Genomic DNA, 26,326 nt, shown 5'->3' on the forward strand with positions numbered 1-26,326 from the left:
TTCACAAAAGGTGGCATTTGCGCACGTTAGTTATCGAAACCGCGACCGCGGCCTGCTCGGTCGCGCTGATCGAAAGCGGTGCCGTGATCGCGTCATGCCATGAAGTGGTCGGACGCGGCCATGCCGAGCGGCTGATTCCGATGATCGCCGAACTTCCCGATGGCGGCCGCGCCGATCGCATTCTGGTCGATTGCGGGCCAGGCAGCTTCACTGGCGTCCGCGTCGGCATTGCCGCCGCGCGCGCTCTCGCATTTGGCTGGCAGGCCGGGGTCCATGGCTTCTCTTCGCTCCCCCTGATCGCCGCTGCCGGATTCGCCGCAAGGCCAGAACGCGACACGCTTGCGGTCGTCCTCGAAGGCGGGCATGGCGAGGTCTTCATGCAGCTTTTCCACGCTCCGCTCGCGGCCGCCGGTCCTTTCGGCTCGCTCCAGCCCGAAGCGGCGCTTGCCGCACTCGGCGATCATCTCGCAATCGGTAACGGCGTGCACTGGCTAAGCGCGCTTGACCCCGCGCTCGACGTGACGGAACGCCTTCCCGATGCGGCCGACGCAACCCTGTTGCCTGCGGAATTCACGAACCTTCCGGCGCGCCCGATATATGGCCGCGCCCCAGATGCGAAACCGCAGGCAGCATGAGCAGCGTGCTGACCATGATCGATCTGCGCAGCGGCGGTACCGCCGACCTTGCCACCGTCGAGTCGCTGATGGCCGAAGCGTTCGACCCAAGATTCGGCGAAGCATGGACGCACGGCCAGTGCCTCGGCATCATGGCGTTGCCCGGCGTCTGGCTGACCATCGCATCGGTCGACGGCAAGCCAGTGGGTTTTGCGCTATCGCGGCAAATTGTCGACGAAGCGGAACTGTTATTGCTGGCGACCGCGCCAGCCAGTCGCCGCAAAGGTGTCGCGGCGGCGCTGCTTCGCTCGGTGGTTACAGAAGCGCGCGAAAAAAACGCCTTGAAACTGCACCTTGAGGTGCGCGAGGGTAATGAGGCGATCAAACTTTACCGCACTGCCGGCTTTACCAAGGTCGGCGAACGTCGTGCTTACTATCGCGGTAATGCCGGCCAGACCTTCGATGCTTTCACATTTCGTCGCGAATTGACCTGATTTTACTTGATTTCGTCGCGATTACTGCTTGCGCCCAAGCAAGCAAAAGACGATAGGCCCAATTTGGTTGCGTCGTAATGCAGCCATAATATGGGTCGGAAGGACTACAATGGACATCAACAACGATCTGCAGGAAACCCTGATCACGCTGACGGCTGATATTGTCGCGGCGCATGTGAGCAACAACAGCGTTGCGGTTTCGGACCTGCCGGTCCTCATTGCCAATGTGCATGGCGCGCTCGCCGGCCTTGGCACCCCGGTCGCGGTACCCGAAGTGAAGCAGGAGCCGGCCGTTTCGATCCGTTCGTCGATTAAGCCAGACTATATCGTCTGCCTCGAAGACGGTAAGAAGTTGAAAATGCTCAAGCGCCACCTGATGACGCACTATCAGATGACGCCGGAACAGTATCGCGCGAAGTGGAATCTTCCCGCCGACTATCCGATGGTTGCACCAAGCTATGCCGAGCAGCGCCGCACGCTCGCCAAGAAGATTGGCCTCGGCACCAAGCGCCGCAAGCCCAGGTAATCGTATCGGTCGGGCGCTCGCGCCCAGACCTTGCCAATCGCGGCGACGGAGGCTTCAGCCTTCGTCGCCGTTTTGGTTTGGGCGAGCGTCGAGATATCGCCGGCTTGTTGCGAGTCGATCGCCCTTTATCAATAAGCCCGAAGCGCCTACATTGGCTGCATGGCTCGAAAGATCGATCTCGAAGCGCTGTGCAATGAAAAAGGCCTGCGCATTACCGAACAACGCCGCGTCATCGCGCGCGTCCTGTCGGAGGCCGAGGACCATCCCGATGTGGAGAAGGTCTATGAACGCGCATCGCAGATCGACCCGGGCATCTCGATCGCCACGGTCTATCGTACGGTACGCCTGTTCGAAGAAGCGGGCATCCTCGACCGTCATGATTTCGGCGACGGCCGCGCGCGATACGAGCCCGCCCCCGAGGCGCATCATGATCACCTGATCGATGTCGAGACCGGCAAGGTCACCGAATTCGTCGATCCCGAGCTGGAGCAATTGCAAAAGGCGATCGCCGAACGGCTCGGCTTCCGCCTGGTCGATCACCGCATGGAACTCTACGGCGTCTCGCTCGACCGCAAGGTATAGGCTTTGCCGGGCATAACAGCCGCAGCACGGGCCGATGCGGCGGCGGGCAAGCCGCCGCCGATCGACGCGCTGGGTTATACCCGCATCACGTTGCGCGCGACCGGGCTGGTGCTGGCGCTGTTGCTCACCGTTCCGCTGCATTATCTCTGGCGCTTGCTGCGCATCGGCTCACCCTGGCCGAAGATTTTCCTCGGCTGGGCCGCGCGCCTTGCCGGTGCGCGGGTCGAACGCGTCGGCGTACCACTGAAGCGTGACGTCTTCTACGTTTCGAACCATCTCAGCTGGATCGACATCCTCGCCATTGCCGGCCAGAGCGGCACCGCTTTTGTCGCCAAGGACGAGATCCGCGCCGCACCGGTGGTCGGTTGGCTATCGACCCTCAACCGCACCGTGTTCGTCAAGCGTGAGAACCGGCTCGGCGTTGCCGAACAGATCAACCAGCTACGCGACGCCTTGACCGACAATTGGTCTGTCACCGTCTTCCCCGAAGGAACGACGACCGACGGCCAGTCGCTTCTCCCGTTCAAGACACCGATGCTGCGCGTTCTGGAACCGCCCCCACCCGGCGTACTCGTCCAGCCGGTGCTGCTCGACTACGGCGCCTTTGCCGAAGAGATCGGCTGGATCGGCGAGGAAAGCGGCATCGACAACGCCAGGCGAATCCTGTCGCGCCCCGGCAATTTCCGCATGAAGGTGCATTTCCTCGAGCCGTTCCATCCACGCGACTATCCCGGTCGCAAGGCGATCGCGGCGGAGAGCCGTCTCCGGATCGAGGCGGCGCTGGTCGAGACGCTCGGCAAACCACTCCGGCCGTTCGCCTACGCGGTCGAGGCGGTGAAGTTCGTGCCACCGGATACTTCGCCCAGTCCATAAACCGATCATCCCGCCTCCGCTCGTTTCCAGCGAAGTCGAGAAACAGGCGTCAAGCGCTGCACAAGGTTTTTCGCCTTTGCTCGAAACGAACGCGGAAGGTCAGAACCGCAATTGGGACAAAGGGTTCTGCGAAAGCAAAATGCAGTCTATAGGCCCGCCACCATGAAACCCGCTGCCAATTCCGCCCCGAAAACCTTCGCCGTCAAGTCCTTCGGCTGCCAGATGAACGTCTATGACGGCGACCGCATGAGCGAACTCATGGCGGCGCAAGGTCTGACCGCGACTGACGCTGACACTGCCGATCTGGTCGTGCTCAACACCTGTCACATCCGCGAGCGCGCGACCGAGAAGGTCTATTCGGACATCGGCCGGATTCGCAAGCACGCCATGGCTAAACACGGCAAGACCCCGATGATCGCCATTGCCGGCTGTGTCGCGCAGGCAGAGGGCGAAGAGATTGTCCGCCGCGCCAAGGTCGATGTCGTGGTCGGGCCCCAAGCCTATCACAACCTCCCCGAACTGGTCGCGAAGGCCGCGCGCGGCGAAAGCGCGCTCGACACCGGCATGCCGGTCGAAATGAAATTCGGCCACCTCCCCGCGCGCAGGCGCGTGCCGCCATCGGCGTTCCTGACCGTGCAGGAGGGTTGCGACAAATTCTGCACCTATTGCGTCGTCCCCTATACGCGTGGCGCCGAGGTCAGCCGCCCCTGGGCGCATATCATCGATGAGGCGAAAGCCCTGGTCGGTGCCGGCGCGCGCGAAATCACCTTGCTCGGCCAGAACGTCAATGCCTGGGAAGACGATGGCCGCGGTTTGCACGACCTGATCGTCGCGCTCGACCGGATCGAAGGACTGGCCCGCATCCGTTATACCACCAGCCACCCCAACGACATGCGCGAAGGCCTGATCCGCGCGCATGCCGAGGTGGAAAAGCTGATGCCCTTCCTGCATCTGCCGGTGCAGGCCGGCAGCGACCGCATCCTGAAGGCGATGAACCGCAGCCACACGCGTGATTCCTATCTGCGTCTGCTCGACGGGGTCCGCGCGGTACGCCCCGACATCGCATTGTCGGGCGACTTCATCGTCGGCTTTCCCGGCGAAACCGATGCCGACTTCGCCGAGACGCTGAGCCTTGTCGATTCGGTCGCTTACGCCCAGGCGTTCAGTTTCAAATACAGCCCGCGCCCCGGCACCCCGGCGGCGGACATGGCCGACCAAATCCCGGCCGAGGTGATGGACGAGCGGTTGCAACGCCTACAGGCGGCGATCAACCGCGACCAGGAGGCTTTCAACCAGGCGACCGTCGGGCGGACCTGCGACTTGCTGCTGGAACGCAAGGGCAAACTGCCCGGCCAGTTGATCGGCAAGAGCCCGTGGCTGCAATCGGTGCACCTCGTCACCGACGCGGTGATTGGCGATCTGGTCGAAGTGGAGATCGTGTCGGCCGGCGCGAATTCGGTCGCAGGGGTCGAGCGCGTATCGATCGCTGCCTAAGCTCTCTTGGTCGAACACCTCTGCGCTGTTGCAACGATCGCACACCGGCCAGCGGAAAGCAGAAAGCCGATATTCCCCCTGTCCTCCCGGCCTTCGCTCTGCCAAACTCGACGGCGGATGCAGCAGACTCGCCCTTTCGAGCTCACCGGCGGAACCGACCGCCTCGAAATCCCGTTCGCGAAACGATTATGGCAGCCTGTGATCATTATTGCCGCAGCCGCCGCACCGCGTCCTGACCAGCATTTTCCCAGACCCCCTGCCCTCCGACCCGAAGGAACCGCATGAGCCGCAAGCCTGTCCCCGCCCAGTCCGGTGATCGTAGCCGCGCAGAGGTCGTGTTCGACAAGCCGCAACTCATGGCGCAGCTCTTCGGGGAGTTCGACCAGAACCTGTTGCTGCTGGAAAGCCGGCTCGGTGTGTACATCACCGCGCGCGGCAATCGCGTCGGCCTCGAAGGTCGCGCCGAGGCGGTGGCCGAGGCGCGCGACGTGCTGCAGGGTCTCTACAACCGCATCGTGCGCGGCGAGCGGGTCGATCCCGGGCTGATCGACGCGGTGATCGCGATGTCGGCCGAACCGACGCTGGCGGGTATTATTGCGGCCGATGCCGGTGGTGCGCCGCAAGTGATGATCCGCACGCGCAAGAAGACGATCGTGCCCCGCACCATCGCGCAGCAGCATTATATGCGCGAGCTGCTCAACCACGACATCATCTTTGCCCTCGGGCCGGCGGGGACCGGCAAGACCTATATCGCGGTCGCGCAGGCGGTCGCGCAGCTGATCACCGGCAGCGTGCAGCGCCTCATCCTGTCGCGTCCGGCGGTCGAGGCCGGAGAGAAGCTCGGTTTCCTGCCCGGCGACATGAAGGAGAAGGTCGATCCCTATCTCCGTCCGCTCTACGACGCGCTCAACGACTGCCTGCCTGCCGAACAGGTCGAACGGCGCATCGCATCGGGCGAGATCGAGATCGCACCGATCGCCTTCATGCGCGGTCGGACGCTCGCCGACGCCTTCATCATCCTCGACGAGGCGCAGAACACCACACCCGCACAGATGAAGATGTTCCTCACCCGCTTCGGCGAAAATAGCCGCATGGTGGTTTGCGGGGATCCCAAGCAGACCGACCTTCCCGGCGGCATGAACGCGTCGGGTCTCAACGACGCGGTCGGGCGCCTGGAAGGTGTCGATGGTCTGTCGATCTGCCGCTTCGGTGCGGGCGACGTGGTGCGTCACCCGATCGTCGGGCGCATCGTCGAAGCCTATGAGGGCGTCGATGCTTGAAACCGCGCTCTCGCAGGAAGAGCCTTGGTCAAATTCCGTCGATTGGGAAGCGCTCGCCCAGCGCGCGGCGACTGCCGCGATCGAACGCACGCCACATGGCGAATTGTTGACCGCGGCCGCCACGATCGAGATTTCGGTGCGGTTGGCGACCGACGACGAAGTCCAGACGCTCAACGCGCAATATCGCCACAAGGACAAGCCGACCAATGTGCTGAGCTTTCCGATGGTCCAGGCCGACCTTCTCGACACAATCAGCCAGAATTCCGACGATGGCGAAGTGCTGCTCGGCGATATCGTGCTCGCTTATGGCGTGTGCGCAGCTGAGGCGGCCGATAAGGGCATTTCGACCGAGGATCATGCCACGCATCTGATCGTGCATGGCACGCTGCATTTGTTGGGCTATGATCATATCGAGGATCACGAGGCCGACGCGATGGAGAGTATCGAGATCGATGCACTCACCTCGCTCGGCCTGGCCGATCCCTATTTGATAAAAGAGGACTGAAACACCGTTATGCCCGAGGGCCAAAGTACCACCGACGCCGGGGACGCCGGTACCAATGAAGGCAGCATATGGCGCTCGCTGCGCGCCATGATCTTCGGTGAATCGGGTGACGATTCGCTGCGCCACCAGCTCGAAGAAGCGATCGACGCGCACGAAGACGATCCCGCGCCCGACGCCAAGGGTGACCTTTCACCGCTCGAGCGCACGATGGTGCGCAACCTGCTCCATTTCGGCGAGCGCGATGCGGGCGATGTCGGCGTACCGCGCGCCGATATCATCGCCGTCGAAGAGCAGACGACGTTCAACGACCTCGTCAAGATCTTCGCCGAAGCCGGTCATAGCCGCTTGCCGGTCTATCGCGAGAAGCTCGATACGATCATCGGCATGGTCCATATCAAGGACGTGTTCGCGATTCTCGCCACGGGTGCGCCGCATCCCGAGAGCCTGGAAGGATTGATCCGTCAGCCCTTGTTCGTGCCGATGTCGCGCGGCGTGCTGGATCTGCTCGCCGATATGCGCGCCAGCCGCGTGCATCTCGCCGTCGTGCTTGACGAATATTTCGGCACTGAAGGACTGGTGACGATCGAGGACCTGATCGAAGAGATCGTCGGCGATATCGAGGACGAGCATGACGACGCGCGCGAGGCGCTCATCGTACCGCTCGGCGGTGGCGCCTGGGATGTCGATGGCCGCGCCGAGCTTGAGGATATCGGCGCGACGATCGACAAGAGGCTGGCCGAGGTGGACGAAGATATCGACACCGTCGCCGGGCTTGCGGCGCTGATCGCGGGCCATGTGCCACAGGCTGGCGCATGCCTCGATCATGCCAGTGGCTGGAAACTCGAAGTGGTCGAGGCCGACACCCGCCGCGTGACACGGCTCAGATTGCATCCGCCACAGCCCGCGCCGGAGGAGAGCGACACCTGATACCAGCCGCCGCGACATGCGCTGTGATCGTCCAGCCCGATCACTGACTTCGCGATTTAATGTTTCTCCGATCACCGTTGCTCGGCTACCCCTGTGCGGGATCACGATAACCGCAAAAACTTAGGAGATGACTGTGGATAGCAAGACCAGCGGCTGCCCGATGACCGGAAGCCCCCTAAGCGATCAGGCCAAGGAGTCCCGTGCGCTCAGAACGCTGTTGGGCCGTACCAGCCGCGATTGGTGGCCGAACCAGCTCTCACTGGATATCCTCCAGCAGAACGGCTTGTCGGGCGATCCGATGGGGGACGATTTCGACTACGCCACGGAATTCAAGTCGCTCGATTATGCCGCGGTCAAGCGCGACCTGACGGCATTGATGACCGACAGCCAGTCCTGGTGGCCGGCGGATTACGGGCATTACGGCCCTTTCTTCATCCGCATGGCATGGCACAGCGCCGGGACCTACCGCACCGGCGATGGCCGCGGCGGCGCATCGTCCGGCTCGCAGCGCTTCGCGCCGCTCAACTCCTGGCCGGATAACGGCAATCTCGACAAGGCACGTCGCCTGCTTTGGCCGATCAAGCAGAAATATGGCCGCAAGCTCAGCTGGGCCGATCTGATGATCCTGACCGGCAATGTCGCGATCGAATCGATGGGTGGCCCGGTGTTCGGCTTTGGCGGCGGCCGCGCCGACGTGTTCGAGCCCGAGAAGGACATTTACTGGGGCACCGAAGAAGAGTGGGTCGGCCAGACCCGCATCGACGAGCAGGCCGGCATGGCGCTTGAGGAGCCGCTGGCGGCGATCCAGATGGGCCTGATCTACGTCAATCCCGAAGGACCGGGCGGCAATCCCGATCCGGTGCAATCGGGTCGCGACATTCGCGAAACCTTCAAGCGCATGGGCATGAACGATGAGGAAACCGCCGCGCTCACCGCCGGCGGCCATACCTTCGGCAAAGCGCATGGCGCAGGCGATGCATCGCTGGTCGGCATAGAGCCGGAAGGCGCCGACATCGCCACCCAGGGGCTTGGCTGGATCTCGACCCATGAGAGCGGCATGGGCGACCATACGATCACCAGCGGCATCGAAGGCGCATGGACGCCCACGCCAACGACATGGGACATGAGCTATTTCGCGATGCTGCTCGACCATGAATATGAGTTGGTGAAGAGCCCCGCAGGCGCGAACCAGTGGCAGCCGGTCGGCAATCCGGCAGAAACCCTGGCGCCCGGCGCGCACAGCCCGGACCGCCGTGTGCCGACGATGATGACCACCGCCGACATGGCGATGAAAGCGGACCCGGCATACCGCGCGATATGCGAACGGTTCCGCGACAATCCCGATCAGTTCGCCGATGCTTTTGCGCGCGCTTGGTTCAAGCTGTGCCATCGCGACATGGGACCGAAGGCACGTTATCTCGGCCCCGAAGTGCCGGCGGAGGATTTGATCTGGCAGGATCCGATTCCCCAGGCCGATTATGCGACGATCGACGCGAGCGACGTGGCCGGACTCAAGGCGAAGATCCTCGCTTCGGGCCTGTCGGTCGCGGAACTGGTGACGACTGCCTGGGCCTCGGCCTCGACCTATCGCGGCTCGGACCATCGTGGTGGGGCGAATGGCGGCCGTATCAGGCTGGCGCCGCAAAAGGACTGGACGGTCAATGAGCCCGAGAAGCTCGCCAGAGTGCTTAAAGTCTATGAAGGCATCAAGAGCGACTTCGATGCTGGCGCGGGTGGCAAGAAGGTCAGCATTGCCGACCTGATCGTGCTTGGCGGCACCGCTGCGGTCGAGAAGGCCGCGACGGATGCCGGTCACCGGATCGACGTGCCGTTCATGCCCGGCCGCACCGATGCTTCGGCGGAGCAGACCGATGCCGAGGGCTTCGAAGTGCTCGAACCCAAGGCTGACGGCTTCCGCAATTACCTTTCGGTCCGCTTCAGCGTGCCGACCGAGGAGTTGCTGGTCGATCGATCGCAATTGCTCGGGCTGAGCGCACCGGAAATGGCCGTGCTGGTGGGTGGCTTGCGTGTGCTTGGTGCCAATCATAGCGCTTCGAAGCACGGCGTACTCACCGACCGCCCGGGCCAGCTCACCAATGATTTCTTCGTCAACCTGCTCGACATGGGCACGGCGTGGAAGGAAATCGACGAAGCGGGCGACGAGGAATTTGCGGGCACCTGCCGCAAAACCGACCAGCAGAAATGGACGGCAACGCGCACCGATCTGGCGTTCGGCTCCAATTCACAGCTGCGCGCGCTGTCCGAAGTCTATGCCTCGGCCGATGCGGGCGAGAAGTTCGTCAAGGACTTCGCTTCGGCCTGGACCAAGGTGATGAACGCCGACCGGTTCGACCTCGCCTGAGGGTTATACCGACGTCATAAGAGGTTCCCCGAGCATTTCGCTCGGCCGGCCGCCGGCGCGCCCCCCTCGCCGGCGGCCTTTTTGTGTCTACCGGTTTCGGCCGTGCTAGGCGTCGTGGACAAAGGTTGACGTGAGACTCGTCGGTTGATTCAAGGCTGTCTTTTGGAGGCAGCGTTGGGCGAGCGGATCGGGGTATCGGATGAAGAGTGGGCGCTGATCGGGCCGTTGCTGCCCGCCGAGCATGGTCGTGGATGTCGGCCCGCGGGCGACAACCGGCGCTATTTCGAGGGGATGATGTGGATGGCGCGCTCAGGCGCGCAGTGGCGTCTGCTGCCTGACGACTATGGCAAGTGGAACAGCGTATTCCGGCGCTACCGGCGCTGGGTCGAGACCGGCGTATTCGACGCCCTGCTGGAGACGCTGGCCGAGATGGTGGAGCGCGATACCAGCGCCGACATGATCGACAGCACGGTAGTCCGGGCGCATCATTGCGCCGTCGGGCTAAAAAAGGGGATCAAGAGACCCAGGGGCTTGGCCGGTCGCGCGGTGGCTTCACCACCAAGCTCCACGCCCGCTGCGACGGGCACGGCCGACCGCTCGGCTTCGTCCTGACGCCGGGGCAGACGCACGATGTGCAGGGCTTCGGCCCGCTGTTCCGGATGCTCGGCGACCGGATCGAGGCGCTGCTCGCCGACAAGGGCTACGACGCAGACGCCATCCGCGCACAACTCGCCGCAGCCGGCGTCGAGGCGGTCATCCCCGCCAAGAGCAATCGCCGCACACGCATCTCGCACGATCGCGCGAAATACCGCTGGCGTAATCTCGTCGAGCGGTTGTTCAGCAAACTCAAGAACTGGCGGCGCGTCGCCACCCGATACGACAAAACCAAGGAATCATACCTCGGCTTCGTCACTCTCGCTTCAATCAAACTGTGGATACCCTTTGTCCACGACGCCTAGCTGGAGCACCGCGCATCAGCGCCAGATGATTTGTACCAAGGTCCGTTGATCAGGACGTATTTTCGATTGGCTTCCCGGGGGAAGCAGCAGGGTCTATTCAATCTGGTATTTACTGTATCTTCGAGCGATGCAGTCGATGGCATATCGACGCCCCAGCCTCATTACGCCTCAGGCATCGCGCTCCGCGTATCGTCGAACGCAAGGTCGACAAGCGCACGCATCGCGGCGTCTGCCGCATCACCATTGCCGGCGGTTATCGCGTCATACACCTTCGCGTGATCTGGGATAGGATTGCGCGGCAGGGCGCGGGCGCGCTGTTTGTACTGCGTCGTCCAGCTGACCGCCGCGCCGATGCTCGCACTGAGGCTCATCAGCACATCGTTGCGCGTGGCGCGCAGTATCGCATCGTGAAAATCACGGTCGGCAGCGCGACCGGCATCGGTCGCCAGCGTATGACGGCGCATCGCGGCAAGCGCATCCTTCATCGCTTTCAGGTCGCCGCGATCGCGCCGTTCGGCGGCGAAGCGCGCCGCAGCAGGCTCGACCACCGCGCGCAGTTCGAACAGGTCGCGCACGAACTGCGTGTCGGGCTCGCCGGCAAAGGCCCAAGCAAGCACGTCGGGATCGAGCAGGTGCCAGCGATGGCGCGGCAATATGCGCGTGCCCGCCTTGGGACGACTTTCGACCAGGCCTTTGGCAGCGAGCACTTGGATCGCCTCGCGGTAAGCCCCGCGCGAGACGTCCAGTATTTCGGAGAAATCGACCTCGCTCGACAGGATGTCGCCCGGCGCATAAACGCCAGAGACGATCGCAGTGCCGATCTTGTGAGCAATCGCCCCGTGCAAGCGTCGCCCGGTACCGCGTGGCGGGCGCTTTTTCGTCGTCTCAGTCGCTTTGTCGCTGCGAGGCGTATCGGCTTGGTCCATCTCGTCCTCCATGCCAGCCGTTACCGGCATTTCCTAGTGGAACGAGCGATTGCCTTTCCCACGAGCGCTCATTAAGTCGGAGTAATAAGGAGATGTCCATGCCTGTCGATCCCGCAACTCCCCCTGAAACCCGGGCGAAGCTGCCGTCGATCGACGCACATACAGGCGGAATCGCTCCTTCACCGATCGAGATGTGCTCGGCAGCACCGATCACAACGGAACCAGCGAGTACCGGGAATAGCCCTACCATTATGCATGCTCAGCGACTTTGATCTGCGCCGGCAGCGGCAACATGGGCACCGGCTAGTTAAACGAACAAGAAAAAGGGGAGATAAGGTGATGAGGAAAATGTGGCGGACGATCGCGGCAACATTGTTGCTGTCGACGGCTACGATCAGCGTCGCGCAAGCCGCGCCGGTAGCAGAGACGACGCCGGCTGCAACGCCTGACGTGACGGCAACGCTCCACGCCGATGCCTCAGGCCCGGTCTATGATCGCCGCATCTTCACTCAGTTCGCCGAGCATCTTGGCAACGGCATCTATGGCGGACTTTGGGTTGGCAAGAACTCAAAGATCCCCAACACGCGCGGTTTCCGCAACGATGTCGTCGGCGCGTTGAAGCAACTCGGCGTGCCCGTCGTGCGCTGGCCCGGGGGGTGTTTTGCCGACGAATATCACTGGCGGGAAGGGATCGGCGCCAAACGCCCGGTCAAGATCAACACCACCTGGGGCGGCGTCACCGAGCCGAATGAGGTGGGCACGCACGAATTCATGGACCTGACCGAGCAACTCGGCGCCGAACCCTATATCGCCGGCAATGTCGGTAATGGCACCGTTCGCGAGATGGCCGAATGGGTCGAATATATGACCTCACCCGCTGGCAGCCTGGCCGACGAACGCGCGAAGAATGGCCACAAGGCGCCGTGGAAAGTACCGTATTTCGGCGTCGGCAACGAGCTATGGGGTTGCGGCGGCAATATGCGCGCGGAATTCGCCGCCGATGAGACCCGTCGATACGCCACCTTCCTGAAAGTGCCGGCGGGGACCAGGATACTAAAGATCGCTTCGGGTGCCAATGTCGACGATTATAAATGGACCGAGACGATGATCCGGGACGCCGGCGATCAGGTCGATGGCCTGTCGCTGCATTATTACACCGTTCCGGGCGGTTGGCCCCCGCGGCAGTCGGCGGCGCAGTTCGACGAAGGCGGCTGGGCCGAGACCTTGTCCGAAGCGCTGCGCATGGATGATTTGATCACCAAACACACCGCGATCATGGACAAATATGACCCCAAGAAGCGCGTCTTCCTGGCGGTCGACGAATGGGGCACATGGTTCAAGGGCGACCCCGGCACCAACCCCGGCTTTCTGCGCCAGCAGAACACGCTTCGCGACGCACTGGTGGCGGCGATCCACCTCAACATCTTCGCCAAACATGCCGATCGCGTGAAGATGAGCGCGATCGCGCAGATGGTGAACGTGCTGCAGGCGATGGTCCTGACCGACGGCGCGAAGATGGTGAAGACGCCGACCTATCATGTGTTCATGATGTACAAGCCGTACATGGACGCCACCGTTCTGCCGATCGAGCTCAAATCGCCACGGTACAACAAGGACAAGTGGGCGATGCCCGCGGTCAGTGCCTCGGCGGTGCGCGACAAGACGGGCAAGGTACATGTCGGTCTGGCGAATCTCGATCCCAACCGCCCGATGACCGTCAGCGTGCAGATCGACGGGATCGCGGGCAGCGCGGTATCGGGCCAGCTGCTCACCGCGCCAGCGATGAATACGCTCAACAGTTTCGCGGTACCGGACGGTGTCGCCCCGGTCGCATTCGACGGCGCGCGGATCGTCGGCAAGACCCTTAGCCTCACGCTGCCGGCCAAGTCGGTCGTGATGCTCGACCTGCAATGAGCCCCATGAGCCGAGTCTTACGTCTTGCCGCCGTCGTCGCGCTCGCCTGCTCAGGCGGCGCGGCGAGCGCGCAACCATCCGGGCAATTGCTCAACGATCGTCTGACCGGTGACCTTGTACCCACGCACGATCCGGTGATCGCACGCGAAGGCGACACCTATTACGTGTTCGGCACGGGTCTGTCGGCGCGCACCTCGACGGATCTGGTGCACTGGACCGCTGGAAAAGCGCTGCTCGACAACCAGTTGCCTGACTGGGCGACCACGGCCGTGCCTGGCGCCAAGGGCATGTGGGCGCCCGATATCTCGTTCGTGAACGGCCGCTGGCGGCTCTATTATGCCGCCTCGACCTTCGGATCGAACCGCTCGGCGATCGGCCTGTTCACCAGCCCGACACTGAACCCTGCTGCGCCGAACTATGCCTGGCGCGACGAAGGGCTGGTGTTGATGTCGACCAAGGCAGATGATTTCAACGCGATCGACCCCAATTTCATAGTCGATCGCCAAGGCCGCCATTGGCTCGCATTGGGCAGCTTCTGGACCGGACTGAAACTGTTCGCGCTCGATCCGAAAACTGGCAAGCCAGCCGACCCCGCGGCCAGACCCTATTCGATCGCCCGGCGCGCCGCTCCGGTCGGCGCGCCGGCTCCGGTCGAGGCGCCGTTCATCCTCGATCGCGGCGGTTATTACTGGCTGTTCGCTTCATACGACTATTGCTGCAAGGGCGTGAACAGCACCTATTATACCGTTGTTGGCCGCGCCAAAAAAATCACTGGCCCGTATTTTGGCAAGGACGGCAGTTCGATGATGCAGGGTGGCGGCACGCTTTTCCTGCGCGCTGATCTCCCGGAAAAGCAACGCTTCCGCGGCCCCGGCCATCCCGGCTTCCTGCATGACAAGGATGGCGCGGACTATGTCGCTTACCACGCATACGATCGAGACAACAAAGGCGCCCCGACCCTCCGCATCGCCCGCGTTAAATGGGCGGCGGACGGCTGGCCCGTAGCGGAGTATTGACCCGATGACCGACCTTTCCCGCCGCGGCTTTGTCGGCGCGGCAGCCACCCTGGCTGCTATCCCGGCCTTTGCCCGCACCAAGCACGCCGCACCGCCGATCCAGAACCCGCTGGTCCGCCAGCGTGCCGACGCGCAAGTGTTCCGCCACACCGACGGCAATTACTACATGACCGGATCGGTGCCGGAATACGACCGACTGGTGCTGCGCCGATCACGCACGATCGCCGGGCTCGCCACCGCGGAAGAAATTGTGCTGTGGCGCCATCTTGCCAGCGGTCCATTGTCGGGCTTCATCTGGGCGCCCGAACTGCACCTTATCGACCGCCGCTGGATCATGTATTTTGCCGCGGGCCCCAGTGGTGGTGGCGAGGATGTGTTCCGCATTCGCACTTATGCAGCGGTGTGTGACGGTCTCGATCCGATGACCGGCAAATGGACATTGCTGGGTCAGCTCGAAACGGCGTGGGACACGTTCACGCTCGATTCCACAAGCTTCGTCCATCGCGGCACGCGCTATCTCGCCTGGGCGCAGCGCGAACCCGGGATCGACACCAATTCGAACCTCTATCTCGCGCCGCTCAAGACCCCGCTGACCTTGGCGGCAAAACCCACGAGGCTCACGGTGCCGACGCTCCACTGGGAAATTCAGGGTTATAAGGTCGCCGAGGCCCCTGCCCTGCTCGCCCGCCATGGTCGCTTGTTCATGACCTATTCTGCGAGTGCGACGGACGCCCGCTATTGCATGGGAATGCTGACGGCGAAGGACGATGCGGATATCATGGACCCGGCCGTGTGGTCGAAATCCCCGCTGCCCGTGTTCAAGTCGTCGCCGGGGCACAAGGTGTTCGGGCCAGGCCACAACAGTTTCACGGTCGATGAACATGGCCGCGACATGCTGGTCTATCATGCGCGCGACTACGACAAGATCGAGGGCGATCCGCTATTCGATCCCAATCGCCACACACGCGTCCAGCCGATCCAATACCGGTCCGACGGTGCGCCCGATTTCGGCGAGCCGGTGGCGAACGGTGTAGTGAGATGGTGAGCAGGATCGACCGGCGCACTTTCCTCGCCGCCGGCGCCGCGGCCCCCGCGGTCGCGGCGGGCGCGCGGCGCGCGCGCGCCACACCATCTCTCGCGCCCACCCCGCCGATGGGCTGGAACAGCTGGAACAGCTTCGCGGTCACGATCACCGAGGCGCAGGCGCGTGAGACCGCGCGGATCATGACGCGCGCGCTGCTGCCGGCCGGCTATTCGGTCTTCACGATCGACCATCAATGGTACGATCCGCGCGCCAAGGGCTATGAATACAACGCTGACATCAAGCCGGTGATGGACGGTTTCGGCCGCTTCCAGCCTGATCCAGTGCGCTTCCCATCAAGCTCCGGCGGCAAGGGCTTTGCCGCTCTCGCGGCCGATGTGCATGCGATGGGCCTGAAGTTTGGTATTCACCGCATGCGCGGCATCCCGCGCGCCGCGGTCGAAGCGAACCTCCCGGTCGCTGGCACGACCGTCCGCGCTCGCGACATCGCCGACACGACGAGCATCTGTTCGTGGAATGTCGACATGTACGGCGTGGACATGCGCAAACCTGGTGCGCAGGCATATTATGATGGCGTGTTCGCCGAATATGCCAGTTGGGGCGTCGATTTCGTCAAGGTCGACGACATGAGCCGCCCCTATGACGCGCATGCGCCCGAGATCGAAGCGATCGCCTCCGCGATCCGCCGGTGCGGCCGGCCCATGATTCTCAGCCTGTCGCCCGGCGAGACGCCGGTGATTCGCGCCGACCATGTCCGTCGCCATGCCGAGATGTGGCGCATCTCGGACGATTTCTGGGACGAATGGGCATTGCTTGAGGCGCAGTTTACGCGGCTGGAGAATTGGAGCCCGTATATCGGCGATGGGCGTTGGCCCGATGCCGACATGTTGCCGCTTGGCCGCCTCGCGATGGGCGCGCGCGATACGCGCTTCACACTCGATGAGCAGCGCACGTTGATGACCCTGTGGTCGATCGCGCGCTCGCCGCTGATCATGGGCGGCGATCTGCGTCACCTCGACGCGGCGACGCTGGCGCTGCTGACCAATCCGGAAGTCATCGCGGTCAACCAGGCGAGCAGCGCGAACCGGCCGCATCTGATGGAAGACGGCGTACGCATATGGTCCGCGCGGGCACCGGGCGGCGATCGTTACGTCGCCTTGTTTAACACTGGTGCCAAGCCGCGGCGAATCGCGTTCGACCTAAGGCAATTGGGCTTGAATATTACGGTCGCCGTACGCGACCTGTGGGCACGACAACCTATCGGCACGATGACTGGCGCCATCGTACGCGACGTACCGTCGCATGGAGCAAACCTGCTGCGCGTCCGCGTCGCCTAATCTACTCCGACCATTGACCGCCTTGGAGTAACCATTGGCGTGGCATTACTGCCACGCTAACGCCAAAAACGCAGGTGAGGTCACTTGACGACTCTTTGCCACGCTGCCAAACGTCGGCCTTAATTGTCGGACTAATGGCCGCGCGCGAACGGCCAGGTCGATGGGAGATGAAAATGACCTTGAAGCTCGTAATCCTGTGTTCCGCCTCGCTGCTGCCGCTGCTCGCCGCTGGGCAGGCAGCCGCTCAGTCCACCCCCGCAAACAGCCCGAGCGTCCAGGACGCCCCCGAAGCCGCGGATGCCACGGCGGATGACGACATCGTCGTTACCGGTGTGCGCGCCAGCATCGTCGGCGCGCTCAAAGTGCGCCGCGAATCGACGCAGATCGTTGATTCGATCGTGTCGGAAGATGTCGGCAAGCTGCCCGACAACAACGTAATCGAGGCGCTGCAGCGTGTTACCGGCGTGCAGGTGACTAATCGAACCGGCGGAGAAGCGGCCGGTATCTCGATCCGCGGCTTGCCCGACGCGCTCACCACGCTCAACGGCCGCAACATCTTCACCGCCGCCGGCCAGGCCTTCGCACTGCAGGATATCTCGGCCAACCTCGTCAAGCAGATCGACGTCTACAAGACACGCTCGGCCGACCAGATCGAGACCGGTCTCGCTGGCCAGGTCGATGTTGCCACGCGCCGCCCGTTCGATTTCGACGGCTTCGCGATTTCCGGCCTCGTGCGCGGCATCTATAACGAACAGGCCGACACCTATAATCCCAACGCCGCGTTGCTGATCAGCAATCGCTGGGAAACCGGCATCGGCGATATCGGCGTGCTGCTGAACGGCAGCTATTCGCGCACCAAGTTCCGCGACATGACGGTGACGGCCGGCGCGTTCGTGCCGTTTGCAGACTTGGCGCCAGCCAATGGTACGGGTCTGACGGGGCTCCAGCGCATCGCGCCGGCTCCCTGGGATCCCATCACTGGGAGGTTTGTGCAAGCGCCAGGGCTCGGCGAGTGGAGTCCCGGCCTTGATCAGGGGCTGTCGACCGAGGCGGGCTCCACGATGATCGTCAACGGTATCAGCACGCCCTACTATCTCTCACGCGACGCGATCTTCAGCTCCGACCTGTACGGAAAGCGCGAGCGACCGTCGGGCAACTTCGCGCTGCAATGGGCGCCGAACAGCAGCTCCATCTACACCGCAGAAGTATTTTATTCAGGCTTTCGCGGCGAGACGTTCAACAGCCTGCAATTCAGCTTCGTCGATTTCTGGGCCAACCCGCAGCAGCCGACCCTGTATGACGGCACCAACATCGTCAGGTCGCGTGTCGCCAACAGCGTCTATGGCTTCAATAGCGGGGACTATACCCGCACCAAGACCGACAATTTCGTCTATGCGCTCAACGGAAAATGGGACTTGGGCGCGCGTGGCAAGATCATTGGCGATGTCGCTTACCAGACCAGCACAGTGAACAGCTCATTCATGGCGATGCGCACCGATCGCGTGGCAAATCAGATCACCGCCGATTTCAATGCCGGCGGCGGCATTCCGTCATATCATTTCGACAACGATGCGCTGTTGGCCGATCCCAGCGTGTGGAACGTCGCGCAGCTCTACGACAATGCCAATCGCGACAAGGGCAGCGCGCTGACCGGATCGCTAGACGCCTATTACACCTGGGACGAGGGCTTCATCCGCCAAGTGAAGGCAGGCCTGCGCTACGACGACCGCAAGGCATCGACCTTCGTACGCACGCAAGACAGGGGGGGGCCGCTCGTCGGGACCAACCTCGCCGGTTTGGGCGAAGACGCGCAGTTTACCAATTCAGGCTTCTTCGACGGCCGTTCGGACTCGCCGTCCAGCTGGGTGTTGGCGAACGGTTATTGGCTGAACCAGAATGCGGACACCGTCCGTGGCTTGTACGGCTTGAAGACCTCTGACCAATTGTCGTTGGCACGCGTGTTCGACATCGACGAGATCACCATGTCCGCCTACGCGCTGGTCGATGGCGAAGTGTCGATCTTCGGCCGTCCGCTGAAGCTCGAAGGCGGCGTGCGCTACGTCAATGTCGATACCGACTATAACTTCTTCGATCGTTATAATGGCGGCGCGCGAACCAGCGTGTCGCGCGGGTCGGCGCGCTTCCTGCCGAGCTTCACCGCGCGGTATGAACTGACCAACAAGCTGCGGGCGCGGTTCAACTATGGCGAGACGCTGCGACGTCCGAACTTCGCCGACATCAACCCGAACTATTCGCTGACCGGCGATCTCACCGACGTGGGTTACGGCAGCGGGACGGCGGGCACGGCGACGCTCAATCCGACGCATTCGAAGAACTTCGATCTGGCACTGGAATGGTATTTCGATCGCAACAGCGCGATCACCGTTACGGCGTTCCGCCGCAAGGTGAACGGCCTCGTCGTGCCGCTGACGGTGCGGGAATATATCCCGAATAACGGCATCGAAGCGGGTGCCACTGATTACTTCGCGATCACCCGGCCAGTGAATGCGTCGGACGGAGTGCTCAAGGGTATCGAACTGGGCCTGACCTACTTCCCGCATTATCTGCCAGGGCCGCTCGACGGACTGGGCTTTCAGGGCAGTGTGACTGTGCTTGACTCGAAGCAGAACATCCCGGTGGCGGATGCAGCGGGCAACATCACCGGCCAGGCCTCATCCGCCTTCTTCAGCGTGTCCGACCTGTCGTATAACGCGACCCTGGCCTATGAGCGCGGCCCGGTTGGCGCCCGCCTCTCCTATGTCTGGCGCAAGGAATTCCTCGCCAATAACGAAGCGCGGCTCTTCGCCAATCCGATCGGCGTGTGGCGCAATCCGGAAAAGAGCCTCGATCTGCAGCTGACTTTCAAGGTCAGCGACCGGCTCGGCCTGACCTTCGACGCGGTCAACCTGACCAAGTCGGTGCAGCAGACCTATTACAAATTCGACGATGTCGGCGGGCCGGATCAGTTCAATCTTGGCACCACGCTCCTTTCACGCACCTTCGCGATCGGTGCGCGTTACACCTTCCAATGATGGTTCTCGGGCTCGGCTCCCGGCGCGCCTCGCAAGAGGCGCGCCGGGAGCCGAGCCCGAACTCAGGACGCTGCACGGCTCGCCGTAATCCGTCATTGGCCGGGCGGACTATATCCGCTTGTTCCGCCAATATGCCGCACTCCATTTTTAGCGCGACGGATTCGATGCCGGTCATAATGTTTGGTAGTATCTGATATATAACGATATTACGAGAATGCCTCGCTGAAGTAGCGGAGGAAAGATACGACACAACCGGTGTCCCATATCTCCCGCGGTTCCGTCGCTTCAGCCCTGTCGCCGGCGGCGATTCAACCATCACACGCGATCGGCTAGATCATCCCTCGTCGGGCTTGATATCGGCGCGCTTTTTCTTGTTGTCGGAACAAGATTGCTAGGCGCAAGAAGGTGTCGCGCATGATCGAAGCCCAGGCATATGCGTCCGATATAATGCTCCGTGTCCAGGCCCGGGGCTTCCTTTGCCCTCTGGTCCAGTGTAATCTTATCTCATGCGCAAACATGTCCTCATCGTCATCGGCCTGATCGTCCTCGCGGCGCTGGCCTTCTGGTACTTTATCAGCAGGCCGGACCAGGCACGCTTGCCGGTTGCCGCGGTCAGCGGCGAAAAGCCCCAGATCACCCCGCCGCGGACGCAGATGATTCCGACCATCGCGGTCGCCGATGCGGTCGGCTGGGCCAAGGGTGCGAAACCGACCCCCGCCGCCGGCCTGACCGTCGCGGCGTTCGCCAGCGGGCTCGATCATCCGCGCTGGCTCTATCGCCTGCCCAATGGCGATGTGCTTGTTGCCGAGACCAATTCCCCACCGCGTAAAGGTGGCGGCATCACCGGAACGGTGATGGGCTGGCTGATGGGCAAAGCCGGCGCCGGCGTGCCCTCGGCCAATCGCATCACCCTGCTGCGCGACAAAGATGGCGACGGGATTGCGGAAAGCCGGTCGGTTTTCCTGACCGGGCTCAATTCACCGTTCGGCATGGCGGTGATGGGCGACTGGCTTTATGTCGGCAACACCGACGCACTGGTGCGTTTCCCGTTCAAGCTGGGCGAAACGAAGATCACCGCCAAGCCCGAAACCGTGGTCAAGCTGCCCGGTGGCGGCAATCACTGGGCGCGCAACGTCCTTGCGGCGGAGGACGGCAAAACGCTGTATGTAACCGTCGGATCATCGAGCAACATCGCCGAGAACGGCATCGACGCAGAGAAAGATCGCGCCAACATCCTGCAAGTCTATCCCGAGGCGAAAACCTTCCGCATCTACGCCGCGGGCCTGCGCAATCCCAACGGCCTGGCGCTCGAACCGCACAGCAAACAGCTTTGGACCACGGTTAATGAACGCGACATGCTCGGATCGGACCTCGCGCCCGATTATATGAGTCAGATCGAATTCGGCGATCATTTCGGCTGGCCCTGGTATTATTGGGGTGGGTATCCCGACAAGCGGGTCGATCCGCCGAACCCGGCACTGCAACAATATTCCAAGCGTCCTGATTACGCGCTGGGACCGCATACCGCTTCGCTTGGCCTGACCTTTGCGGCCGACGCGAAACTCGGTGCCGGCTTCGCCAATGGTGCGTTCATCGGCCAGCACGGCTCATGGAACCGCACGCCAGTGTCGGGCTACAAGGTCGTCTATGTCCCATTTGGGGACAATGGCTATCCGGCGAAAGGCGCCAAGCCGGTCGATGTGCTCACCGGCTTTCTCAACACCAAGGGCGAAGCGCAGGGCCGCCCGGTTGGCGTGGTCACCGACAAGACCGGCGCGTTGCTCGTCGCGGATGATGTCGGCAATGTGATCTGGCGCGTGGCCGCAGGCCGGTAGAAACAGAAACGGGCTGCGCGCTCCCCCCGAAGCGCGCAGCCCGTTTTTATCACGCCGATACGGCGCGACGCTTCCCCGTAACTCGTTGATCCCGCTTCCCGAAGGTTACCCGGTCCATCGATCCCCGGACAGCGGTATAGCTTCCCGACCTTCTAACGATAGTTTACGGTAAAGCGTCCGTTACCCATAACGGGTATCGTGGCCATATCGGGCCTATTTCGAAAGTCAGTTCCTTGAGCGAGCGGGTCGTCACCAATCCTGCGAAGATGGCTGCAAACTGGCGGATCGCAATGACCGCGATCTCCAATCAGTTGCTGGCAGCGCACCGCATCTATTCCGCGCCCAAGGCGCTCAACCCGACCGAATTGATCATCTATCTGACCATCTCGGTTGCCAATGTGCAGAAACTCACGCGCGAGCGCAGCATCCCCGAGGCATTCGCCGCGACCGCCATCCTGCCGCGCGAATGGGTCGTGCCGATCTCGCGCAACGCGATCGCCTCTGCGAGCGGCCTGCCCCGCGAAACGGTGCGCCGGCATGTCGGGCGGATGATCGAAACCGGCCTCCTGATCGAGGACGAGCGCGGCGGAGTGACGTTGCCGCAGGGCGTGATCAAGGACCTTGGTCTGGAACCGCTGCTGGAGGCGCTGATCACCGAATTCGCACGGACGGCGGAGGCGCTGATCCGGTTGGGCGTGATCGAGGTCAAGAGCGACTAACCGGCACTTTAATCGGTTCCCCCTTCGCGGTTGACAGCAACCAAAATTGAATATAACTCTTTAGTTATTGAACTAGAGAGTTATCGAATGACGCCTGATCAACGCCTCGACGCCACCTTCACGGCTCTTGCCGATCCGACTCGCCGAGCGATTCTCGCACGGCTGGCAGAAGGCGAAGCAACGGTCACCGAGCTTGCCGCACCGTTCGCAATGAGCCAGCCGGCTATCTCCAAGCATCTCAAGATGCTTGAGCGCGCCGGCCTCGTGTCGAGCGTGATCGATGCACAGCGCCGGCCACGGCAGATCGTCGGCGAGCCGCTCGCGGAAATCGTCGGATGGCTCGAAAAATATCGGCAGATCTGGGAGCGAAACTATGAGCGCCTGGATTCACTGCTGGCCGAATTGAAGTCCCTGGAAAACCAAGCCAAGAAAGGAAAACCGCAATGAGCAATCGGCTCGAACTGGTCGCCAATGGCGACCGCGAAATCATCATGACCCGCATCTTCGACGCGTCGCCCGATCTGGTGTTCGATGCGCTGACCATCCCCGCGCTGTTGCAGCGCTGGCTTAAGGGGCCCGATGGCTGGTCGCTCGAAACCTGCGATATCGATCTGCGCGTCGGCGGTGCCTATCGCTATGTGTGGAAAAACGAAGACGGCGGCGAACTGGCCATGGGCGGCACCTATCGCGAGATCACCCGGCCGGAACGGATCAGCCAGACCGAGATGTTTGACGGCAATTGGACCGGCGGCGAAGCGATCAGCACGGCGACTCTCGAACCGTTCGGCGGTCGCACCCGGCTGACAACGACCGTGCTCTATGCCTCACCCGAATCGCGCGATGGCGCGATCCAGTCGAACATGGAAGCGGGCATCACCGCCAGTTACGCGCGGCTCGATTCGGTCCTGGCCGACGAGCAACAGGAGACCGCACGATGAACGCCCATGTCGCGCCCGCCGCGGTATCGCGTACCATCGGCCGTAGCGCACTGGCGGTTCTTGCCGGGCTCGCGATCAGCATATTACTGGCGCTCGCGATCGACCTCGCCCTCCATGCGCTGCAAGTCTTTCCGCCCTGGAACGAACCAATGACCGAACCCGGCGACAATGCGCTGGCCCTTGCCTATCGCATCGGTATCGCCACGTTCAGTTGCTATGTCGCGGCACGCCTCGCACCCGCCGCGCCGATGCGGCACGCATTGATCCTCGGCGCGATCGGCATGGCTCTCGCGACCCTTGGCTTGGTCGCCGCCACTGTGATGAACATCGGCCTGCTCTGGTATCCCGCAGCATTGGTCGTCACCGCATTGCCATGCGCCTGGATCGGTGGCGCGCTCGCACGGCGCAGTGCGAGCTGAACCAGGCGGCCAAATGGCTCACTGCTTATCGCTGCTCCACCGTTTCCGCTATTGCAGCAGCTTCGGCCCTTCCTTCGCCAGCTTTGCCCTGATCTTTTCGGCGAACAGCGACAGGAAGGGCGGCAGATCGATCGTCGCATGGACATGGGTGTCGAACAGTTCGAGCCGGCTCGCGACCTTCTGGCCCAGCGCCTGGACGGTGAAGTGCATCGTTTCACCTTCCCAGCGATGATCGACCACCGCCCCGCCGGGGAACATGCCGGCGAGCTTGCCGATGCCGCTTTCGAGCCGCTCGCGCACAACCTCGCGACCATGCTGGTGCGGAATATCGACGGTGATCGGCTGAGTCATGCGGCTTCCTTCAGGTCGCGAAGATCATGCTGTCGTCGGCAAACGCCTTGAACTCCAGCGCGTTGCCACTCGGGTCGAGAAAAAACATCGTCGCCTGCTCACCCGGCTGCCCTTCGAAGCGGATGTGCGGCGCGATGCCGAAAGCGATTCCCGCTGCCACCAAGCGAGCCGCGAGCCTTTCCCAGTCGGGCATGGTCAGCACGACACCGAAGTGCGGCACCGGCACATCGTGTCCGTCCACCGGATTGCTCACAGCCACGGCCTTCGCCGCCGGATCGAGATGCGCGACGATCTGATGCCCGAACAGGTCGAAATCGATCCAGCTATCGCTGCTACGCCCCTCGGCACAGCCCAACACCGCGCCGTAGAAATGTCGCGCGGCGGCGAGGTCATGGACCGGGAAGGCGAGATGAAAAGGGCGAAGCGTCATTGTCATATAATACACCGCCGAACCCTTTTCGTCACCCCGGATCCCGCAACGTCGCTCGCAAGAGCCTTTCCAGAGTCCGCCGTTCCGCATAGGCGATAATTATGGCCCTGGAGGCTTGGTGGATGCCGGGCCGAGTCCGGCATGGCGGGTGAGAACGGCCATTGTCGGATAAGAAAATTCACATTGCGAGGCGCTACTCCGCCCTGTTTTCGCTTGCGCTGGGCGGCCTTGCCGCGACCGGCTTCGCCCCGCTGCAATTCTGGCCCATCGCTCTGGCCTGTTTCGGGGTATGGATGTGGCTGATCCATGACGCGCCCAGCCTGAAACGGGCGCTGCTCAACGGCTGGTTGTTCGGCGTCGCTCATTTCACGGTGGGCAATAACTGGATCCAGCACGCCTTCGAATTTCAGGACGCGATGCCCCACTGGCTCGGTTATGGCGCGGTGGTCCTGATGTCGCTCTATCTGGCGCTCTATCCGATGCTCGCGGCGGGCCTTGCATGGCGTTTCGCCAGCCCGCGCTCGGTGGGTGATTCGACTACCACGCCAAGCACCGGCTTCGTTCTGGTGTTCGCCGCGAGCTGGATCGTCGCCGAATGGCTGCGCGGGACGATGTTCACCGGCTATCCGTGGAATCCGCTCGGTGTGATCTGGGTGCCGCTGCCCGGCGTCGCCCGAGTGGCCGCGATTGTCGGCACCTATGCGCTGTCGGGCCTGACCATCGCGGTCGCCGGCGCGGCTATGCTGCTTGCCTTTGGGCGGTGGCGCTTTGCGGCGCCACTTGGCGGTGTCACGCTGCTGCTCGCCCTGATCGGGATCGGCGGGCCGAATGCGCCACGCGGCGATGTGACGGCCCCGCGCGTTCGTGTCGTTCAACCCAACCTTCCGGAGGAGGATCGGCCCGGCCCCAATTATGCGGAGAATAATTTCCGCGCACTAGCGGCGCTCAGCGGCGCGCCCGGACCTGCCCCGCGCCTGCTTGTCTGGCCCGAAGGCGCGATCCGCTTCATGCTTGAAGACGGTTATCCGTCCTATACCTATTGGCGCGGCAGCGCCGACGTCACGCGGCGACGCATCGCAGCACTTCTCGGCCCCAATGATATCGTCCTCACCGGTGGCAACTCCCTGAAATTCGACGCCAGGGACGAAGTTATCGGCGGGACCAATTCGGTCTTTGCGATCGGCGCCGACGCGCGCCTGCTGGGGCGTTATGACAAGGCGCATCTCGTGCCCTACGGCGAATATCTTCCCGCGCGCCCGATCCTTTCCAGAATCGGGCTGTCGCGGCTCGTGCCCGGCGACTTCGATTTCCTCGATGGTCCCGGCCCGCATGCGCTCGACCTGCCTCATTTCGGCTCGGTCGGGATACAGATTTGCTACGAGATCATCTTTTCCGGCCAGACCGTCGATCGCGCGCATCGTCCCGCGGTGATCTTCAACCCGTCGAACGATGCATGGTACGGCCCGTGGGGCCCGCCCGAACATCTCGCCCAGGCACGACTGCGCGCGATCGAGGAAGGCCTGCCGATCATCCGCGCGACACCGACCGGCATTTCGGCGATCATCGATGCTGAAGGCCGTGTCCTGGCCAGCGTACCCGCAGAAACCGCGGGCGCAATCGAACTGGCCATCCCCCCGGCCCATGCTCCGACGATTTTCGCGCGGGTCGGCAACCTCATGGCGTTCCTTGTCGCCGCGGCAATGCTGCTGTTGGCCGTTGCCATAAGGCGATGGTCTCGCTAGTGCCCGCCA

At 62.8% G+C, this 26,326-nt stretch carries 23 protein-coding genes and 2 pseudogenes; 22 read left to right on the plus strand and 3 right to left on the minus strand.

What is annotated here, in order from left to right:
* Nucleotides 1-17: 17 nt before the first annotated feature.
* The 11 genes and pseudogenes from tsaB (at nucleotide 18) to G4G27_RS11465 (ending at nucleotide 10,616) form a co-directional block, all read left to right on the plus strand.
* Entirely contained in the window at nucleotides 18-635 is a 618-nt protein-coding gene (gene tsaB / locus G4G27_RS11415; protein ID WP_244624656.1) for a tRNA (adenosine(37)-N6)-threonylcarbamoyltransferase complex dimerization subunit type 1 TsaB, read from the plus strand.
* Between the two features lie 14 nt (nucleotides 636-649).
* Nucleotides 650-1,108, plus strand: a complete 459-nt coding sequence (locus tag G4G27_RS11420; RefSeq protein ID WP_244624657.1) for a GNAT family N-acetyltransferase — start codon at nucleotides 650-652, stop codon at nucleotides 1,106-1,108.
* Nucleotides 1,109-1,217: 109 nt separating this feature from the next.
* Nucleotides 1,218-1,634: a MucR family transcriptional regulator gene (locus tag G4G27_RS11425; RefSeq protein ID WP_183113431.1), complete on the plus strand. Its 417-nt coding sequence runs from the start codon at nucleotides 1,218-1,220 to the stop codon at nucleotides 1,632-1,634.
* A 159-nt stretch (nucleotides 1,635-1,793) separates the two neighbouring features.
* The gene (locus G4G27_RS11430) at nucleotides 1,794-2,216 is read left to right on the plus strand and encodes a Fur family transcriptional regulator (RefSeq protein ID WP_183113432.1); all 423 of its coding nucleotides are present in this window, start codon (nucleotides 1,794-1,796) and stop codon (nucleotides 2,214-2,216) included.
* A 60-nt stretch (nucleotides 2,217-2,276) separates the two neighbouring features.
* Nucleotides 2,277-3,089: a lysophospholipid acyltransferase family protein gene (locus G4G27_RS11435; protein WP_244624706.1), complete on the plus strand. Its 813-nt coding sequence runs from the start codon at nucleotides 2,277-2,279 to the stop codon at nucleotides 3,087-3,089.
* A gap of 162 nt (nucleotides 3,090-3,251) precedes the next feature.
* On the plus strand, nucleotides 3,252-4,583 hold the full coding sequence (gene miaB / locus G4G27_RS11440) for a tRNA (N6-isopentenyl adenosine(37)-C2)-methylthiotransferase MiaB (protein ID WP_183113433.1): 1,332 nt from the start codon (nucleotides 3,252-3,254) through the stop codon (nucleotides 4,581-4,583).
* A gap of 281 nt (nucleotides 4,584-4,864) precedes the next feature.
* Nucleotides 4,865-5,863 (plus strand): PhoH family protein, encoded by a 999-nt coding sequence (locus tag G4G27_RS11445; RefSeq protein WP_183113434.1) that lies wholly within the window; start codon nucleotides 4,865-4,867, stop codon nucleotides 5,861-5,863.
* The gene (ybeY, locus tag G4G27_RS11450; protein ID WP_183113435.1) at nucleotides 5,856-6,368 is read left to right on the plus strand and encodes an rRNA maturation RNase YbeY; all 513 of its coding nucleotides are present in this window, start codon (nucleotides 5,856-5,858) and stop codon (nucleotides 6,366-6,368) included. Before G4G27_RS11445 ends, ybeY begins: the two co-directional genes overlap by 8 nt.
* Nucleotides 6,369-6,377: 9 nt before the next feature.
* Nucleotides 6,378-7,295, plus strand: coding sequence for a hemolysin family protein (locus G4G27_RS11455; protein ID WP_183113436.1), 918 nt, complete (start codon nucleotides 6,378-6,380; stop codon nucleotides 7,293-7,295).
* Nucleotides 7,296-7,455: 160 nt separating this feature from the next.
* Complete coding sequence (gene katG / locus G4G27_RS11460) at nucleotides 7,456-9,657, plus strand: catalase/peroxidase HPI (RefSeq protein WP_183113752.1); 2,202 nt, start codon at nucleotides 7,456-7,458, stop codon at nucleotides 9,655-9,657.
* 225 nt (nucleotides 9,658-9,882) lie between these two features.
* A pseudogene (locus tag G4G27_RS11465) lies at nucleotides 9,883-10,616 on the plus strand (IS5 family transposase).
* A 161-nt stretch (nucleotides 10,617-10,777) separates the two neighbouring features.
* Here G4G27_RS11465 and G4G27_RS11470 read toward each other — a convergent pair.
* Nucleotides 10,778-11,542: a FadR/GntR family transcriptional regulator gene (locus G4G27_RS11470; protein WP_183113437.1), complete on the minus strand. Its 765-nt coding sequence runs from the start codon at nucleotides 11,540-11,542 to the stop codon at nucleotides 10,778-10,780.
* Between the two features lie 336 nt (nucleotides 11,543-11,878).
* Between G4G27_RS11470 and G4G27_RS11475 the strand changes: the two genes are divergently transcribed.
* The 10 genes and pseudogenes from G4G27_RS11475 (at nucleotide 11,879) to G4G27_RS11520 (ending at nucleotide 23,794) form a co-directional block, all read left to right on the plus strand.
* Complete coding sequence (locus G4G27_RS11475; RefSeq protein WP_183113438.1) at nucleotides 11,879-13,456, plus strand: alpha-L-arabinofuranosidase C-terminal domain-containing protein; 1,578 nt, start codon at nucleotides 11,879-11,881, stop codon at nucleotides 13,454-13,456.
* A gap of 5 nt (nucleotides 13,457-13,461) precedes the next feature.
* Nucleotides 13,462-14,472: an arabinan endo-1,5-alpha-L-arabinosidase gene (locus G4G27_RS11480; RefSeq protein WP_183113439.1), complete on the plus strand. Its 1,011-nt coding sequence runs from the start codon at nucleotides 13,462-13,464 to the stop codon at nucleotides 14,470-14,472.
* Nucleotides 14,473-14,476: 4 nt separating this feature from the next.
* A pseudogene (locus G4G27_RS11485) lies at nucleotides 14,477-15,502 on the plus strand (family 43 glycosylhydrolase); the annotation flags it as partial.
* Nucleotides 15,503-15,510: 8 nt separating this feature from the next.
* Complete coding sequence (locus G4G27_RS11490) at nucleotides 15,511-16,851, plus strand: glycoside hydrolase family 27 protein (protein ID WP_183113441.1); 1,341 nt, start codon at nucleotides 15,511-15,513, stop codon at nucleotides 16,849-16,851.
* Between the two features lie 173 nt (nucleotides 16,852-17,024).
* Entirely contained in the window at nucleotides 17,025-19,883 is a 2,859-nt protein-coding gene (locus G4G27_RS11495) for a TonB-dependent receptor (RefSeq protein ID WP_183113442.1), read from the plus strand.
* Between the two features lie 506 nt (nucleotides 19,884-20,389).
* The gene (locus G4G27_RS11500) at nucleotides 20,390-21,718 is read left to right on the plus strand and encodes a sorbosone dehydrogenase family protein (RefSeq protein ID WP_183113443.1); all 1,329 of its coding nucleotides are present in this window, start codon (nucleotides 20,390-20,392) and stop codon (nucleotides 21,716-21,718) included.
* 290 nt (nucleotides 21,719-22,008) lie between these two features.
* On the plus strand, nucleotides 22,009-22,437 hold the full coding sequence (locus tag G4G27_RS11505; RefSeq protein WP_183113444.1) for a hypothetical protein: 429 nt from the start codon (nucleotides 22,009-22,011) through the stop codon (nucleotides 22,435-22,437).
* Nucleotides 22,438-22,524: 87 nt separating this feature from the next.
* Complete coding sequence (locus G4G27_RS11510) at nucleotides 22,525-22,884, plus strand: metalloregulator ArsR/SmtB family transcription factor (protein ID WP_183113445.1); 360 nt, start codon at nucleotides 22,525-22,527, stop codon at nucleotides 22,882-22,884.
* Nucleotides 22,881-23,375: an SRPBCC family protein gene (locus G4G27_RS11515; RefSeq protein WP_183113446.1), complete on the plus strand. Its 495-nt coding sequence runs from the start codon at nucleotides 22,881-22,883 to the stop codon at nucleotides 23,373-23,375. Before G4G27_RS11510 ends, G4G27_RS11515 begins: the two co-directional genes overlap by 4 nt.
* Nucleotides 23,372-23,794: a hypothetical protein gene (locus G4G27_RS11520; RefSeq protein ID WP_183113447.1), complete on the plus strand. Its 423-nt coding sequence runs from the start codon at nucleotides 23,372-23,374 to the stop codon at nucleotides 23,792-23,794. Before G4G27_RS11515 ends, G4G27_RS11520 begins: the two co-directional genes overlap by 4 nt.
* A 48-nt stretch (nucleotides 23,795-23,842) precedes the next feature.
* Here G4G27_RS11520 and G4G27_RS11525 read toward each other — a convergent pair whose 3' ends face one another.
* Complete coding sequence (locus G4G27_RS11525; protein WP_183113448.1) at nucleotides 23,843-24,145, minus strand: polyhydroxyalkanoic acid system family protein; 303 nt, start codon at nucleotides 24,143-24,145, stop codon at nucleotides 23,843-23,845.
* A 10-nt stretch (nucleotides 24,146-24,155) separates the two neighbouring features.
* Entirely contained in the window at nucleotides 24,156-24,575 is a 420-nt protein-coding gene (locus G4G27_RS11530; RefSeq protein WP_183113449.1) for a VOC family protein, read from the minus strand.
* Nucleotides 24,576-24,736: 161 nt separating this feature from the next.
* Between G4G27_RS11530 and lnt the strand changes: the two genes are divergently transcribed.
* Complete coding sequence (gene lnt, locus G4G27_RS11535; protein WP_244624658.1) at nucleotides 24,737-26,317, plus strand: apolipoprotein N-acyltransferase; 1,581 nt, start codon at nucleotides 24,737-24,739, stop codon at nucleotides 26,315-26,317.
* Nucleotides 26,318-26,326: the final 9 nt, after the last annotated feature.

Source organism: Sphingomonas sp. So64.6b, assembly GCF_014171475.1.
Taxonomy (GTDB): Bacteria; Pseudomonadota; Alphaproteobacteria; order Sphingomonadales; family Sphingomonadaceae; genus Sphingomonas; species Sphingomonas alpina_A.